Genomic DNA, 15,832 nt, shown 5'->3' on the forward strand with positions numbered 1-15,832 from the left:
CGGCTAGCGACGAGTGGCGCCTCGTGGATTTCGAACTCTTCTCAAAAAAACCAGATTGACCAGCTTCATTCTCTTTCACATCCAGCGGAGATTGCGTCCGACAAAATTCGGGGTCCCAAGCAAGAGTGGGCCATAAAAGGACGTGTGTTATGTGGTGAATATACGTCAATCAACGGTGCATTTACCGCACGCGGGAGGGTATTAATAGGAAAGTATTGCGCATTTGGTAGATATGTCGCTCTCATTTCCGGAAATCACCGAACCGATCTCCCTAACCAGCAAATATGGCTAAATGAACGCTTTAGTTTCATTTCTGCAGGAGAGACAAGGGGTCCCGTGGAGATCGGCCACAATGTTTGGATTGGCGACAAAGTTACTGTTCTGTCGGGCGTAAGGGTGGGGCACGGTGCCGTTATCGGTGCGGGAACGACGGTCACGAAATCCGTACCACCTTTCGCTATTGTCGCCGGGAGCCCGGCTCGCGAGATTCGGTACCGTTTTAGCCCGTCAGTGATCCGTCAAATGCTCGATCTGAGCTGGTGGGATTGGGACGATGAGCGAATTGCGCGGAACAGGGCTTTCTTCGAAACCTCGATTTCTCCGACAGATGAGATTGATTTGATGTCGATCGTCGTCGACTAAACCTCATGATCGCGAAGTAAACTGGCTGGGCTGGTGGTCTCTCCTGCGGCATTCTCCTTCGAGAGTTGCGCCAGACGGGCTGGTGCCGGGCCTCACGAATGGGGGATAGACCAGATGCAGGATACCCAACTTCGCAGGCTACACGACTCTCCCCGGTGGTCGTCTTGGCACGACGAGTTTTCTGAGGGTTGGCGGGGTCTTCGCATGTGAGCGGAGTGAACTGACGCGGTGGATGCCCCCACCGGCCTGCATTGTGGCAATGGAGGCTTGTGCCATCTCGCATCACTGGGGAAGATTTGCCCAAAGCCATGGTCATGAAGTTTGGCTTGTGCCAGTTGCTTACGTGAAGCCGTTTGTTAACCGCCAGAAGAATGGCCGAGCGGATGCAGAGGCCATCGCAGAAGCTGCGTTGCGCCCTACCATGCGATTTGTTGCAGTGAAGAGCGCGGCAACCCAAGGCCGTGCTGTAGTGTTCCGAACGCATCAATGTATGGTTCGACAGCGGACGCAGCTGATAAACACCCTGCGCGGCCATTTGGCTGAATTTGGGTTGGTAGCGCCCAAAGAGCCTGCAAGCCCAAAACTACTTGAGAACGCCCTTGCTGATGAGAGCACAGATCTGCCCGGGCCCGTCCGCCATATGGGATCGATCTATGTCGAGCAGATTGCGCGCCTCACCGAAGTCATTGACCAGCTTTCTGATGAGCTGGAAGTCTCATCAAAGACAGACGAGCGATTGCGCAGGCTTTGCACCATTCTTGGAACCGGCCCGGTCACCGCAGGAGCGGTCGCAGCATTCGCGCCTGATCTTGATACGTTTGACAGCGGTCGCAACTTCGCTGCCTGGCTGGGTTTGGTGCCACGACAAAGGTCTACGGGAGGAAAGGCACGGCTGGGATCAGTCAGCAAAATGGGGCGACCGACATTCGTCGATTGCTGATTGTGGGCGCCATGAGCATGCTACGCTGGGTTGTCCGAAAAGGAGGCTGCTCGAACCGTTGGCTGGCCGCACTGGTGGCGCGCAAGCGCCGAAGATGGTGGCCCCCCTTGCCTTGGCGAACAAGATGGCTCGGATGGTCTGGGAAATTTCGACAAAGCAGGAAAATTATCGAATGGCGTGATCTGATCCCGAGAAGGAGAAAGGCACGACATGGCCGCAAGGCCAGGGTGAGCGATCGACGAGGAGTACGCGATACGGACTTCGAAGTTCAAGGCAGGGAAATTCAGACCCGGGGCTCGAGCGCTTACAGCTCTCTGAACCGATGTGAGCCCAGCCTTCCGAACAGCATACCGGCCCGTGGCGTTATAGAAGGCCACATTGACAGGCCTGACACACGTTCCTCCGCATTATGGCTAACTAATGATTAGTTAAGTAATGCAGAGGTGGTCATTACTTCACGAAAGGCTTGACGTAAGCTGGAGGGATCAGCCGAACATCATGGCCGAGCTTCCCGATATCGCGGCCCCAAAAATGCGCACCGCCGCACCCTTCCATGGCGACAACGCAAGCCGGCGGCTGGCTGAAAAACTCCAACACCTGCGCTCGCCGCAGTTTCTTACGCAACACCGCGCGGCCCGATGCAGCAGCTCCATGCACTTGGAACACATTCTCCGTGAGATCGAGCCCGACTGTGATAATCTCCGACATGACCGTCCTCCTTTGTGGATCATCGCAGACCCACCCTGGCACATTAATGCCGTCGGGAGGCGGTCACATAATCAACGTCCGTCGAATATCTGCCTGTCCGGCCTTCGTCATCCGCCCCAAGCGTTCCTTTTCTCCAGAGGAATGCTGCCTGGGCACCAGGCCCAACCGCGCCGCAAAGTCACGTCCCGTTTTGAACTGCGCGATGTCGGGTCCGAAGGCCTCCACCGCGACGGCCGTCAGCGGTCCCAAACTCGGGGGGAAGGTCTTAGTTTCGATGTGCGTGGTGTGTCGCTGGATGCGCGCGAGCATGTCGAGGGGCAACTCGTGTGCTTGCTGAATGCCCCTTTGCCTTCAACCGCATGCGCATGATGCGATAGCGGACCAGCGCCAGTCCCCGTACAGCCCTGGATCTGCTCGCGCGCATCCAGAAACACATGTCCATGCGGGAAATCGTACCTTGCATGGCATCAGCAGAACAACACCGGAGCAACTCGACCTCTTCGAAGCCATGAACCGTCCCAGGCCCGCTTGACGGGTCCCGTTGTCACATCTTTGGCTCTTCGGCCTCATCAATATCAATCGTTTAGGTGTTTAACTGTCGAAGTTGGGTTAACCTGATGTCAGGGCTTGGACGCCCAGTTTTTGAACGCACCGCTTCAAGTCCGTTTCGGCTAGGGCGAACTCCAACACGAAGTTGATCTGTGCAACTCGGTCATGTCACGGCATCCCTGCCGCGAGATGCCGGGCCGGTCGAAGAGCGTACGACGAGTGATGCTTCGATCGATTGCGTCGGATCTTCCGACGGCCCCAAGCCTTCACGATGCAAGCAGCGGATCATGTCTATGACCCGCTTGGCCGCAATGCGGCCCATTTCAGCACGAGGTTGATGGATAGTCGTGAGCGCCGGCAGGAAACGATCAGCGAAGTCGATATCGTCGAAGCCGATGACTGACACATCGCCGGGCACAGTGTACCCCATGTGTACGCTTTCCGAAATAAAGCCAAATGCGCATTCGTCAGATGCGCAGAAGACCCCGGTCGGGCGATCAAGCACCGGCAGGCGTGCCCATCGGCGAGCGGCTTCCGCGCCTGCCTCCAGGGTGAAATCGCCCGAGAACACAGAAGGCTCCATCGCGCGCTTTGCGGACTCGGCCAGAAATCCGTCCCTTCGCGCGACGGCAAGCACGTTATGTTTCGGACCGCTCACATGCATGACCGAATGGTGTCCGAGTTCCGCAAGGTGTTCGACTGCGAGGCTGGCGGCTGCATGGTTGTCGATCCCAAGGTGTGGCGCGACGTAGGCGTCGTTCCATTCGCTGAGTTGAATGAGCGGCAGTTGCCATCCGTTCACGACCTCCGGTTCGAGACCGCCATCCAGAAGCACGATACCGTCGGCGCGGCCGTCATGGCCAAGCGACAAGATCCGGTCGCGCCCGATGCGGCTGTCGGATATCTGGACGGTGAGTCCCGCCGCACTTGCCTCTTCCTGGACTGCCGCGAATATCCGGCTGAAGAAGGTGTTGGACAGGTTCGGAGCCAGGATGAGGATTGACCGGGCGCGGCGTTGGCGCAGGTCGCGTGCGGCAGCGTTGACCCGGTAACCGGTTTCGCTCACGGCCCGCATGACCTTTTCGCGGGTGGCCGGCCCCACACTCTGCGGGGGCGGACAATGCCCGGCTTACCGTGGCCGTGGACACACCGGCGAGCGTCGCCACGTCCTTGATCTTTGGCCTCGCCATTCTGTCGCCCCCCTTGCCATCTGCTCCGAGTAATCGATTACATTTTTTATTGCAATCTTGCCGTGAATCATGTGCAGTCCACTATACAAGGTGCCGGGGGGACGGCGCCGCAGGGAGGAACCATGAAGGAAAACTGCGAAGGGTTCGGCCCTGCGCCTAATGTCGTTTGCCAATCCGCGCATCGCAGGTGGGGTGTCATGCTTTGCGCCTGCTCCTTTGCGTCTGCAATTGGTGCACGGGTGATACCATGAAGCTTGGTGTCAATCTGCTGTGTCTCGCCGGACATATTGATGAGGGTCATCTGCCACAGATCGAGCGACTTGCCGAGATCGGCTATGACCATGTCGAGGTGCCGGCAATGCGCGGAAGTCCGGATCACTACGCTTGGCTGGGAGAGAAAATAGCGAGTCTCGGATTGGGACGTGCACAAACGTCGATCGTTCCGGAGTTCTCGGCGAATCCGCTCTCGGACGACGCTGAGATACGGCAACGTGGTATCGATCATCTTTCCTGGATTCAGGATTGCGCCGAGGCACTCGGGTCCGAAACAGTCGGAGGGCCTTTTCATGCCCCGATCGGACAGTTTACGGGAATTGGGCCGACCGAAGCGGAGATCGCCCGCGGAGTAGAGGCGCACCAAGCGATGGCCGAACGGGCGGCACGGGGTGGTTACCGGCTTGCTCTGGAACATCTCAATCGCTTTGAGACCTATTTCCTGAACACGATGGAGCAGGCGCGCGCCTATTCCGACAGGGTCGATCACCCTGCCTTCGGCATCATGTACGACACGTTTCACGCCAATATCGAGGAACGGGACCAGTTGGCGGCAATCCAACATCTTGGTGACAAGATGCATGTGCTACACATATCGGAGAATGACCGAGGCATCCCGGGGCGTGGCCAGATTGATTTTACCTCGGTGATCCGCGCGGCGAAGGCGGTCGGTTTTGACGGGCATGTTGTCCTTGAGGCGTTTGGAGCAGGTGTTCCGGAACTGGCCGCTGCGACACGGGTCTGGCGACCGCTCTTTCCGGATTTCGAGACGTTGTTCACGGAATCGCATGATTTCATTCGACGTACGTGGGAAGCCGCATGACCGCCACCGTCATAGAAATGAAGGGCATCACCAAGACCTTTCCCGGCGTGCGCGCGCTTACGGACGTGAGTTTTGACGTTCGCGCTGGAGAGGTCCAAGCGCTGGTGGGCGAGAACGGTGCGGGAAAATCCACGCTTATCAAGATTTTGTCTGGCGTCTATCAGGCCGATTCTGGCGCTGTTCATATGAACGGCGAGGCGGTGCATTTCGCTCACCCCGTCGAATCGCTGCGTTCGGGGATTGCCGTGATCTACCAGGAATTCTCGCTGCTTCCTGAAAGGACCGTTGCGCAGAACCTCTTTCTGGGACGAGAATTGCGCTCGCGCTATGGGCTGATCGACACTGCAAGAATGCGTGCCGAGACGAAAGATGTTCTGACCTTGTTTGCAGCTGCTGGACGCATCGACCCTGATCGCAGGGTTGGAGAGCTGGACGTGGCGACTCAGCAGGTGGTGGAGATCGCGAAGGCGGTGTCGATTGGCGCGCGCGTTGTGGTGATGGACGAGCCGACCGCCGCGCTGAATGAGGCGGAATGCGAGGAGCTTTTCGCCACCGTCGACGCACTGCGCGACCGAGGCGTTGCGATCATCTACATCACGCACCGGATGCGCGAGATCACCCGGCTGGCCGATCGGGTCACGGTGCTGAAGGACGGCGAAGTTGCTGCGCGGTTCGACAAGGTGCCAGCGCCGGATGCGATCGTGCGCGCGATGGTGGGGCGGGACATTGCCGATTTTTACGCGCCTCCCGCCTCTCCGGACGAAATAGGCACGCCCGTCCTCACAGTGCGCGATGCAGGAAATGACGTGCTGCATGACATTGATCTTGATGTGCGAGCGGGCGAGATCGTGGGGCTTGCCGGCATTCAGGGTGCTGGCCGGGTGGCACTGGCAAATGCGATATTCGGCGAAACCCCGTTCAAGCGCGGCGATGTTACCTTGAATGGCGAAACGGTTTCCTTCCGTACGCCACGCAAGGCAATCATGGGCGGTATCGGGCTATTACCTGGCGACCGCAAGAGCGAAGGGCTCGTGGTGATGCAGTCAGTGCGTGACAATGGGATGCTGACATCGCGCGCTTTCGCGCCACTCTGGACCAGAGACCGGATCAATGCCCATGTCGATACGGCAGGGATGGACAGACTGCTCGACCAAATGAAAATTCGCGCCGCGTCCTATGATCAGGACATTCGCGGGTTGTCGGGTGGGAACCAGCAAAAGACCATCGTGGCTCGCTGGATATCTATGCGGCCCAAACTGCTGATCTTCATCGAGCCGACCCGCGGCATCGATGTCAACTCCAAGGCGGGTATCTATCATCTGATGCGAGATCTTGCCCGCGAAGGGGCTGGCATACTGATGATCTCGTCGGACCTGCCGGAAGTGATCGGCGTGGCCGACCGCGTGTTGGTCATGCAGGAGGGCCGGATTGTCGCCGAGTTCCCATACGGCGCAAGCGAGCAGGAGGTCATGTATGCCGCGACCGGTGAGACGGAGGTGGCCGCATGAGCGTCCACAGTGATACCTCACCTCGCCGAAAGGCTTTCCGATTCGAACGATGGGCGCCACTGATCCTTCTGGGCGGGTCGTTCCTAATCTATGTGCTCGTCGCGCTTGCCACCGACCAGACGCAGTATCTAACCTTCGATAATTTAATCGCCATTCTCGGGCGCTCTATTGCTCTTGGAATCACCGCGATCGGGCAGACATTTGTCATCCTTGTTGCCTCCATCGACTTGAGTGTCGCGAGCCTGATCTCGGCAACGGCCGTTCTGGCCTCGGTCATCATGGATGGCTCTCCCGCCATGATCGTACCGGCCATTTTTTCAGCCGTCGCTCTCGGCGGGGTGGTGGGGCTAACAAACGGGCTTGTTGTCAGTGGTCTTCAGGTGAATCCCCTGATCGCAACGCTGGGTATGAGCCTGATCATCCAAGGCTGTCTGTCCGCCTTCGTTTCCAACTTCGCAGGCGAAGTGCCAGCGGCGTTCCAGGTATTTGCATATGGCGAAATCGGACCCTTTCCTTTGGCGCTTTTGTTCCTTACTGCCCTTGCTGTGTTGGCTTGGGGTGTGCTGCGCTTCAGCAAGTTCGGATCGGACATCTACGCGGTCGGCGGCAACGAGGAAGCCGCCCGTTTCGCGGGCATCAAGACAGGGCGTATTGTCATCCTGTCGCACGTCATCTGTTCGGTCTGCGCGGCGGTCGCGGGCCTTTACCTAGCGTCCCGCCTGCGTTCGGGAGCGCCGTGGATCGGAGCCGACGGGGTTTACGACCTTGAAAGCATCGCCGTCGTGGTAATTGGCGGGACGGTACTGGCCGGAGGGCGCGGTGGTATTTGGGGGACGATGGCGGGGATGCTGATCTTCTCTCTCATTGATTCCGTTTTCAATATCGCGGGAGTCGACAGTTTTGCCAAGCAGGTGCTGCGCGGTATCATTATCGTGGCGGCCGTCGCCTTTTACGCCATAAACTCTAAACGGATCGTGGCATGACGGAGAAGGTGAGCACGCGAGGAACGGAAAAGCGCCGCCGTCTTCCGCAGATCAATCCGGTCTGGGTGTTGCTGGCCGCATTGATTGTGGCCATCATATTCATGAACCCAAGCTTCGTGGAACCAACCGGCTACATGAACTTTCTGAAGCGTGCGGCGCCGCTTGCGATTCTGGCGGCAGGACAGGTCTACGTCATCGTATCAGGCGGCTTCGACTTGTCGGTTGGCTCGCTCATCACGCTGGTTGTGGTCGGCTCGTCCATGCTTACCAACAATGATCCGGCTGCGACCTATTGGGTGATTCCCCTTATGCTGGGGCTGGGCCTTGGCGTCGGTGCGATCAACGGGCTGGTCGTGTGTTTCTTACGTGTGCCGTCACTTATTGCGACACTTGGTATGATGATCACCCTCAACGGTCTGGCCTTCCTCTGGTCGGGAGGAGCGCCGCGAGGTTACCTGCCTGATACGTTCCGCTTTTTCGGGCGTGAACTGATCCGCGATGTGCCTCTCGTCCGTTTTGTCCCGGTCTCGGTGGTCGTTCTGATCGTCGTTGGCTGCGTACTAGCCTGGCTGATGCACAGGACGAACCTTGGCAGACAGGTTCACGCGATAGGGGACAATCCGGTCGCAGCCCGCCTTGCAGGTGTGGCCGTAAATCGCGTGCGCATCACGGCATTCATGGTGTCGGGCCTTTCCGGTGCCATTGCTGGCATTCTGCTGGGCGGTTTTGCGGGTGTATCGACGGATGTCGGTGCGGGCTACGAGTTGCAGGCGATCACCGCCGCGGTGCTCGGCGGCGCACAGCTTCTGGGCGGCAGGGGCTCTGTTCCGGCGGCTCTCGGTGGTGCGCTGGCGCTAACCGCCATCTTCACGCTTTTGAACTTTCTTGGCCTGCCGCAACCCGTCCGGCAGGTGGTGCAAGGGCTGATCCTGATCGCAGCCGTCGCGCTGGCCATGCATCGTAGGAAGCAGACGGGAAACTGAGGGGGAAACCCCGACTGATAGGGAGAGAGAGATGAGACACATATTGATGGCGGTGAGCGCGCTTGCACTCAGCGCCCTACCGCTTCACGCTCAGAACTTCGACGACCCCGAAGAATTTGCAAAGCAGCGGGATCAACTGCAGGCTGAACCTATGGGTCCCGAAGGCCAGCCTTGGCTACAGCATATCGGCGGCGACATGGTCGAGACTGCAGATCTGGGTCTGACTGCTCCGGCGACGGTTTGCTTCTCGAATGCGGGTGTGAACAATCCATGGCGGGTCGTGGGCTATACGAACATGACCGAAGAACTGGCCAACCACGAGTCCATTGGTGACTTCATTCACGTCGATGCAGAAGGCTCCGACGACAAGCAGATTGCGGACATCGATGATCTTCTCGCGGGGGACGATTGCGATGTAATGATCGTGTCGCCCAACACTACCGCCGCGTTAACCCCGGCCGTTGAGCGCGCTTGCGAGGCGATGCCGGTCATCGTCTTCGATCGGGGTGTCAACACGGATTGCCCGGTGTCCTTCATCCACCCGGTCGGTGGCTACGGCTTTGGAATCCAGGGCGCCGAATTCATTGTGAGCCAGCTTGATGGGGGCTCCGACGTGCTGATGCTGCGAATCCTGCCCGGGGTGGATGTACTTGAAACCCGCTATTCAGCGGGCCGCCGCATCCTTGAAGAGGCCAGCATGAACATCGTTGGTGCCGAGTTTACCGATGGTGACAATGCAAAGACCAAATCCATTGTCGAGGACTACCTGATGCGTGGCGATGTCGACGCGGTCTGGATGGATGCGGGCGCCACGGCCGTCGCCGCGATCGAGGCGTTCGAGGACTCGGGCTACGACATTCCGGTCTTCGTGGGCGAGGACCAGCAGGATTTCCTGCGCAAGTGGCAGGATGAGGGCCTGACTGCGATTGCACCGACCTACCCCACCTACCAGTGGCGCACAGCGGTCATCGCCGCAGCCCGTGTGATCGAGGGCGAACCGTTGCCAGGGCCGGAATGGGTGCTGCCGCAGCCCGCGATCACCCAGGAGAACCTTGACCAGTTCGTGAACCCTGCAATGCCGCCGCTGCACTACGCGATGTGCGGCTGCGAAGAAATGGAGAACTACCCAGAAGCCTGGGGCGGTAACTGATCCAGTGGACGGGGGCAGCGCGTGTTGCCCCGTCTTGCCATCACGGTGACGTACTGATGAACTAGCGAGGAATGGCATGACCCGAACAGTAGAAGAGTTGCGATCAAGGCCCATCGGGCGAGTGCCCAACAGTCGTTTTCCACTTCTCATCCATCGTGACGGCGTATCCGGTGGCGGTGCCGACGCTCTGCGTGCACGCTTTCAGCAGAACGGCTGGCTGAACAACTGGTGCTATCCGGGAATCTACCTCTATCATCATTTCCATTCTACTAGCCACGAATGCTTGGGCGTTGCCTCCGGCTGGATGGAGCTGGAGCTTTTCGGGCAGGGCGGTCGCACAGTCCGGGTCGAGACAGGTGATGTGGTGGTCATGCCTGCCGGTGTCTCGCACGCCATGACTGGAAATTCTGAGGATGTGCAGGTGGTGGGGGGCTACCCTGAGGGGCGCGACTGGGACAATATCCAAGAAGCATTCCTGAGTGTAGAGGGCTTTCGCGCCGCGTCCAAACTCATCATGACCTTGCCGATCCCCGCAGCCGATCCGGTCACCGGGGAGCCTTTGGGGCAGTGGCGCGATGCGCCGTCGTCTGTCGATGCGGGATGGAACGATTTTCGCGACGGCCTCGACGCGTCGTCCTAAATCGGCAGGCTCTGTAACGATGAATCATGATGACATTATCTTTTGGCAGGACGTTGTTGCGCAAAGCGATGCCAGCGTTTCCAGTTGCGTCTTGCTCAGGTTGCAATGCGGGCATAACGTTTTGAAAAAAAGGGCGAGACTGCACTCGGGCATCTCGTGGTTGAGAATCTTTACATCGAAACCAGATCGCCCCTCGGCGTAATAGTGTCGTGGGCCGTGACGGAAGAATTATGCAGAGTTTTCAGAGTGAACTAAAGACTGTGCAGGTATTCCTCAGCGGGGCCCGGCGATGATCCCGGTGCCTTTGCATGATCGGGGTCCAATGCCCCCGTCATCAACGCGACAGCGTCCGACATCGTGCATTCGTTCGGCTTGACGACGCAAAGACGTTTGCCAAGCCGGTGGATATGAATGCGATCCGCGACCTCGAACACATGGGGCATATTGTGGCTGATCAGGACGATTGGAATGCCTCTGGCTTTCACATCCTGAATAAGTTCCAACACTTTGCGACTTTCTTTGACCCCTAGCGCAGCCGTGGGTTCGTCGAGGATGATAACCTTCGATCCGAACGCCGCAGCCCGCGCGACCGCCACCCCCTGACGCTGTCCACCAGACAACGTTTCAACGGGCTGGCGGATATTCTGGATTGTCATAAGTCCTAGATCATTCAGCTTTTCACGCGCGAAACGCTCCATCTCTTTGTGGTCCAACTGACGCAGCAGCGAACCCATCAAACCCTTCTTGCGCAGTTCGCGTCCCATGAACATGTTGTCGGCGATAGACAAAGCTGGCGACATGGCAAGCTGCTGATAGACGGTTTCGATTCCGTATTCTCGTGCGTCGAGAGGCGAATGAAAATTCATGCGCTTCCCATCGAGCCATACCTCGCCATCATCGGGCGTCACCGCGCCGGACAATGCCTTGACCAAGGTGGACTTGCCCGCCCCGTTGTCTCCGATAATGGCGAGGACTTCACCTGGATAGAGTTCGAAGTCACAGTGATCCAGCGCCACGACGCGACCGTAGTGCTTGACCAGCTTCTTGCCTTGCAGAATGGGGTCCATCACACCGACACCTTTCTGATCCATTGATCAATCGCCACCGCAACGATGATGAGCATACCAATCAGCAGATAGGTCCATTGCGGATCGGTTCCCGCCATCCTTAGCCCGAGCGAAAAAACACCGACGATCAGCGCGCCACACAAAGTTCCCAGGATGGACCCGCGACCGCCGAACAAGCTGATCCCGCCAATGACGACCGCAGTAATTGCTTCGATATTGGCCAACTGCCCGGATGTCGGTGAAACAGACCCGATCCGGCCAATCAATACCCAGCCCGCCAGTGCGCAGATCAGCCCTGACAGCGCGTAGACCGACACGAGTACCCGCTTGGTTTGCACGCCCGACAGCTCTGCCGCATCCTTGTCGTCGCCGACCGCATAGACATGCCTGCCCCAAGCCGTTTGTCGCAGCGCGTAGGCCAGTCCGAACACCAGAACAAGCATCAGGACAACGCCATAGGTGAAGACGGCACCGCCGATCCGAAAGCTCAGCCCGAAGAACTGTAATGCGGCTGCGTGTTCCTCTATCTCTTGTGCGCGGATCGTTTCGTTTGCGGAATAGAGATAGTTCGCCGCAAGATAGATCTGCCACGTGCCTAAGGTCACAATGAATGGCGGCAGGCGCATGAAAGCAACCAGAACACCGTTGATAACCCCCATCACCGTTCCCGCCATCAGACCCAGCCCGATCGCGATCTCCGCAGGAATTCCGTAGCGGAATGTGAACTGCCCCATCAGGACCGACGAGAACACCATCATCGCGCCAACGCTCAGATCGATCCCTGCCGTCAGAATGACCAGCGACTGCGCGGCAGCGGTTATTCCGACGATCGCCACCTGTTGCAGGATCAGGGTAAGCGCAAAGGGTGAAAAGAACTTCGATCCCAACAGTAATCCAAACACGATGATGGACAGGACAAGTACGATCAGAGGAACGGCGGCTGGTATCTGATGCAGGAAGTGCTGGACCCGCTGCAATGTGCTGTGCTGCTGATCGAACTCGGCCACCGCTTCGGCTTGTGGGGCGGCTGTGGCGTCGATGTTCTCCGCCTCATCGGCAGATGTCGTCATGGGACCTCCTTCCGGTTTGGTCTTTACTGATCGATTCCACCCCGGCGCGGCGAGAACCGCGCCGGAACTACATCATAGGCAATCAACCCCAGCAGAGATCCATGCCCTCTTCGACCGTGATTGAGTCGACCCCGTCGACCGGCTCGCCTGTCACCAACGCAACACCGGTGTCGAAGAAATCCTTGCCCTCCGTTGGCTGTGGCAGCGTGCCATCAGCAGCGTATTGGGCAATCGCTTCGATACCCAGAGCGGCCATATCCAGCGGGTATTGTTGCGATGTCGCGCCGATCACACCATCGGCGACATTCTGAACACCGGGACAGCCGCCATCAACGGACACGATGATCACATCCTCTTCACGGCCAATTGCCTTCAGCGCCTCGTAAGCGCCTGCGGCGGCGGGTTCGTTTATCGTATAGACGACGTTGATCATCGGATCCTTGGCAAGCAGGTTCTCCATTGCCCGGCGACCACCCTCTTCGTTGCCGGCAGTCACGTCATTGCCAACGATGCGTGGATCGTCCTCATCGCCCCATTTGTTGGGATCGCCAAGTTCAATTCCGAAACCTTGCAAAAAGCCCTGATCGCGCAGCACGCCAACGGTTGGCTGGCTGACGCCCAGATCCAGCATCGCGATCTTAGCATCCGCCGCATCATCGCCCAACTTCGCGGCGGCCCATTTGCCAATCAGTTCACCAGCCAGAAAATTGTCCGTGGCGAAGGTCGCATCGGCCGCGTCAATCGGGTTCAGCGGAGTGTCGAGCGCAATTACCAAGATCCCCGCATCTCGCGCTTGCTGAACAGATGACACGATAGAGGATGTGTCCGACGCGGTAAGAAGAATGCCCTTCGCGCCATCAGCGATGCAGGTCTCGATCGCGGCGACTTGGCTTTCATGGTCCCCGTCGATTTTGCCGGCATAGGACTTCAGGTTGATGCCCAACTCTTCGGCCTTGGCTGTGGCGCCCTCTTTCATTTTCACAAAGAACGGGTTGGTATCCGTTTTGGTGATCAGGCAGGCACCGATGTCCTGCGCAGCAGCACCAGCAGTAGAAGCGGCCAGCGCAAGCGCACTGATGGAAAGTAGTTTTGTCATGATTTTCCTCCCTATATCGAGGGCGACGGCAACACGTCTCCCGGCCCGATCCTCCAACGGGCTTACTAGGGATAACGGCGAAATTCTGATTCGATCAATAAATAAATCCAGTTGATTTATAAATGGGGCTGGATATTTTCATCGCTGACGAAGGAGCCAGTATGCAACCGACTGAAGTCCGCAAATTAAGCGACGGCGCGAACTCCACAGGTGTGCGTGCCCATAACGAACGGCTCACCATGTCCACGATCCAGCGCTATGGGCAGCTTCCCGGCAGCGAGATTTCCAAACTCACGGGCCTGTCGCCACAAACCGTATCCAACATACTGCGCAAGCTTGAAGGGGAAGGTTTCCTGCAACGGTGCGAACCCAACCGGGGGCGGGTCGGCAAACCATCCGTGCCAATGGCCCTGAACCCCGATGGCGCACTGTCCTTCGGAATGAAAATCGGACGAAGATCTGCCGATCTGTTGGTGATGAACCTCAAAGGCGAGGTTCTGGGACAACGGAAGACAACATTCAAATATCCGATGCCTGTCGAGATCTTTTCCTTTCTCCAGAACGGTATCGCGGAGCTATCAGCCAATCTGAGCAAGGAGCAACGAAAGCGCCTTTGCGGCATCGGCATCGCCGCGCCGACCGAGATTTGGAGCTGGACGGATGTACTCGGCGCCCCCGATGATTTCAAGATATGGAGCAGAATCGATCTCCAGCAGGAATTATCTCTGATCAGCGATCTGCCCGTCTTTCTCGAAAACGATGCGACCGCCGCCTGCCGTGCCGAGCATGTGTTTGGTCGCGGGCGAGAGTTCACGGATTATGCTTACTTCTTCATAGGTTCCTTCATCGGTGGAGGCGTCGTGCAAAACTCCAGCGTGACGGTCGGTGCAAAGAAGAACGCAGGTGCTTTTGGTTCTTTGCGGGTGACGCGGCTCAATGGTGATGAGATAGCCTTAATCGACGCCGCATCGCTGTATCTGCTGGACGCTGCCATCGTTCAGGACGGGTTTGATGGCTCGGTACTTTGGCGAAACCCGCAGGACTGGTCCGGTTTTGCTACCCAAGCGGATCATTGGATCAAACACGCGGCGCATGCCTTGGCCCACGCCACGCGATCTATCGGCAGCGTGCTGGATTTCGAAGCGGTTCTGATTGATGGCGCATTTCCACCTGGCATTCGCAGGCAACTGGTAGAATGCACCCGATCCGAGCTTTTGAAACTTGACCTGCGCGGCATGCTGCCGCCTCAGCCGGAAGAAGCCTCCATCGGAGCAAATGCCCGCGCTGTGGGTGCCGCCTGCGCCCCGATCTACGCCCAGTATCTGTTTCCTTGAACCGCGTTATTGTTTGAACACCAGATCCGCCGGAACACTGTGATCGCGCACCACCGCAACGTTGGGCAGATCATTGCCGTCCAGTTTTTGCCTGATTTGAGCGTCATTTAATCCATATCCCTGCCAGCGCGCATATAGGCGTTGTGACAGTTCCGGTTCATCGACATCGATCATGCAGGTTAGATCGAAAAACGGCTGCAACGATGACCAGGGATTCTGATCGAGCAACAGGTAGTTTCCTTCGACGATGATCACCTGAACTTCAGCGGGTATCAATCGTGCAGAACCGCGGGACAACTCGCGATCCCGGCAAAATACCGGAACCGCGACGTCGGGTTCGTCTCTGGCTCGCAGTCGCTGCAACGTCGCACGAAGGCCACCCACATCGAACGTATCGGACGCCCCCTTGCGTTCATACCGACCCAGCGAACGCAAAACATCGTCATCATAGTGAAACCCGTCCATCGGCAACAGCGCACTTTGCTTGGGGGCCAGCTGTTCAAGGCGTTTTTGAATCAGCTCTGCACTGGTGCTTTTTCCGGATCCTGGTGCGCCGGCAATCGCCAGAAACTGCCGGTCGGCGTGCAAAAGCAATCGATGGGCGAACTGGAACAACTGATCAAACGTGACGACCTCGGGCATCCGGCTGTCTTTCTACAACATAGGGTCGATATTCGCGCGACCATAATCTGGACTTTTCTCAAAGAAAATGCCGGATGCTGCGGCATCAGCTGTTGCCCTCGACACGCAGACGAACTCGCCGACAAAGTATTCCGAATACAAGGATGGCGCAAAGCACTATCCGATCCGTATCGAGCGGCTGCCAGGGCAATCGAGCCGCTATTTGGCCGAGCACAATTGCCTGCTGCTTGAACG

14 protein-coding genes and 3 pseudogenes are annotated in these 15,832 nt (G+C 58.0%); 9 read left to right on the forward strand and 8 right to left on the reverse strand.

Features of this window, described 5'->3' with window-relative positions:
• The first annotated feature begins 336 nt into the window (after positions 1-336).
• Positions 337-642, forward strand: coding sequence for a CatB-related O-acetyltransferase (locus FPZ52_RS19070; protein WP_205758634.1), 306 nt, complete (start codon positions 337-339; stop codon positions 640-642).
• Between the two features lie 259 nt (positions 643-901).
• The gene (locus FPZ52_RS11860) at positions 902-1,582 is read left to right on the forward strand and encodes an IS110 family RNA-guided transposase (RefSeq protein WP_240804465.1); all 681 of its coding nucleotides are present in this window, start codon (positions 902-904) and stop codon (positions 1,580-1,582) included.
• A gap of 453 nt (positions 1,583-2,035) precedes the next feature.
• Here the strand turns inward: FPZ52_RS11860 and FPZ52_RS11865 are convergent.
• From FPZ52_RS11865 to FPZ52_RS19600, 4 genes and pseudogenes are all read right to left on the reverse strand, one after another.
• Positions 2,036-2,290, reverse strand: a pseudogene (locus FPZ52_RS11865) (IS110 family transposase); the annotation flags it as partial.
• A gap of 66 nt (positions 2,291-2,356) precedes the next feature.
• A pseudogene (locus FPZ52_RS11870) lies at positions 2,357-2,545 on the reverse strand (transposase); the annotation flags it as partial.
• Between the two features lie 457 nt (positions 2,546-3,002).
• Positions 3,003-3,914: a substrate-binding domain-containing protein gene (locus tag FPZ52_RS11875; protein ID WP_146365830.1), complete on the reverse strand. Its 912-nt coding sequence runs from the start codon at positions 3,912-3,914 to the stop codon at positions 3,003-3,005.
• Between the two features lie 40 nt (positions 3,915-3,954).
• A pseudogene (locus tag FPZ52_RS19600) lies at positions 3,955-4,029 on the reverse strand (LacI family DNA-binding transcriptional regulator); the annotation flags it as partial.
• 247 nt (positions 4,030-4,276) lie between these two features.
• Here FPZ52_RS19600 and FPZ52_RS11885 point away from each other — a divergent pair.
• From FPZ52_RS11885 to FPZ52_RS11910, 6 genes are all read left to right on the forward strand, one after another.
• Positions 4,277-5,125 carry a sugar phosphate isomerase/epimerase family protein gene (locus tag FPZ52_RS11885; RefSeq protein WP_146365832.1) on the forward strand — a complete coding sequence of 283 codons (849 nt, stop codon included), beginning with the start codon at positions 4,277-4,279 and terminating at the stop codon, positions 5,123-5,125.
• Complete coding sequence (locus tag FPZ52_RS11890) at positions 5,122-6,633, forward strand: sugar ABC transporter ATP-binding protein (protein ID WP_146365833.1); 1,512 nt, start codon at positions 5,122-5,124, stop codon at positions 6,631-6,633. Before FPZ52_RS11885 ends, FPZ52_RS11890 begins: the two co-directional genes overlap by 4 nt.
• Positions 6,630-7,616 carry an ABC transporter permease gene (locus FPZ52_RS11895; RefSeq protein WP_146365834.1) on the forward strand — a complete coding sequence of 329 codons (987 nt, stop codon included), beginning with the start codon at positions 6,630-6,632 and terminating at the stop codon, positions 7,614-7,616. The genes FPZ52_RS11890 and FPZ52_RS11895 overlap by 4 nt, the downstream gene beginning before the upstream one ends.
• Positions 7,613-8,599: an ABC transporter permease gene (locus FPZ52_RS11900; RefSeq protein WP_146365835.1), complete on the forward strand. Its 987-nt coding sequence runs from the start codon at positions 7,613-7,615 to the stop codon at positions 8,597-8,599. Before FPZ52_RS11895 ends, FPZ52_RS11900 begins: the two co-directional genes overlap by 4 nt.
• A gap of 31 nt (positions 8,600-8,630) precedes the next feature.
• Positions 8,631-9,749: a substrate-binding domain-containing protein gene (locus FPZ52_RS11905; protein WP_240804462.1), complete on the forward strand. Its 1,119-nt coding sequence runs from the start codon at positions 8,631-8,633 to the stop codon at positions 9,747-9,749.
• 76 nt (positions 9,750-9,825) lie between these two features.
• Entirely contained in the window at positions 9,826-10,389 is a 564-nt protein-coding gene (locus tag FPZ52_RS11910) for a cupin domain-containing protein (protein WP_146365836.1), read from the forward strand.
• A 251-nt stretch (positions 10,390-10,640) separates the two neighbouring features.
• On the opposite strand, the gene FPZ52_RS11915 is transcribed toward FPZ52_RS11910, so the two are convergent.
• From FPZ52_RS11915 to FPZ52_RS11925, 3 genes are all read right to left on the reverse strand, one after another.
• The gene (locus FPZ52_RS11915) at positions 10,641-11,456 is read right to left on the reverse strand and encodes an ATP-binding cassette domain-containing protein (RefSeq protein WP_146366115.1); all 816 of its coding nucleotides are present in this window, start codon (positions 11,454-11,456) and stop codon (positions 10,641-10,643) included.
• Positions 11,456-12,526, reverse strand: a complete 1,071-nt coding sequence (locus FPZ52_RS11920) for an ABC transporter permease (protein ID WP_146365837.1) — start codon at positions 12,524-12,526, stop codon at positions 11,456-11,458. Before FPZ52_RS11920 ends, FPZ52_RS11915 begins: the two co-directional genes overlap by 1 nt.
• Before the next feature lie 82 nt (positions 12,527-12,608).
• The gene (locus FPZ52_RS11925; protein WP_146365838.1) at positions 12,609-13,622 is read right to left on the reverse strand and encodes a sugar ABC transporter substrate-binding protein; all 1,014 of its coding nucleotides are present in this window, start codon (positions 13,620-13,622) and stop codon (positions 12,609-12,611) included.
• A gap of 161 nt (positions 13,623-13,783) precedes the next feature.
• On the opposite strand from FPZ52_RS11925, the gene FPZ52_RS11930 reads away from it, so the two are divergent.
• Positions 13,784-14,956: an ROK family transcriptional regulator gene (locus tag FPZ52_RS11930; protein WP_146365839.1), complete on the forward strand. Its 1,173-nt coding sequence runs from the start codon at positions 13,784-13,786 to the stop codon at positions 14,954-14,956.
• A 6-nt stretch (positions 14,957-14,962) separates the two neighbouring features.
• On the opposite strand, the gene FPZ52_RS11935 is transcribed toward FPZ52_RS11930, so the two are convergent.
• Complete coding sequence (locus tag FPZ52_RS11935) at positions 14,963-15,598, reverse strand: nucleoside/nucleotide kinase family protein (RefSeq protein WP_240804463.1); 636 nt, start codon at positions 15,596-15,598, stop codon at positions 14,963-14,965.
• Positions 15,599-15,832 lie beyond the last annotated feature (234 nt).

The sequence above is a fragment of the Qingshengfaniella alkalisoli genome, assembly GCF_007855645.1.
GTDB lineage: Bacteria > Pseudomonadota > Alphaproteobacteria > Rhodobacterales > Rhodobacteraceae > Qingshengfaniella > Qingshengfaniella alkalisoli.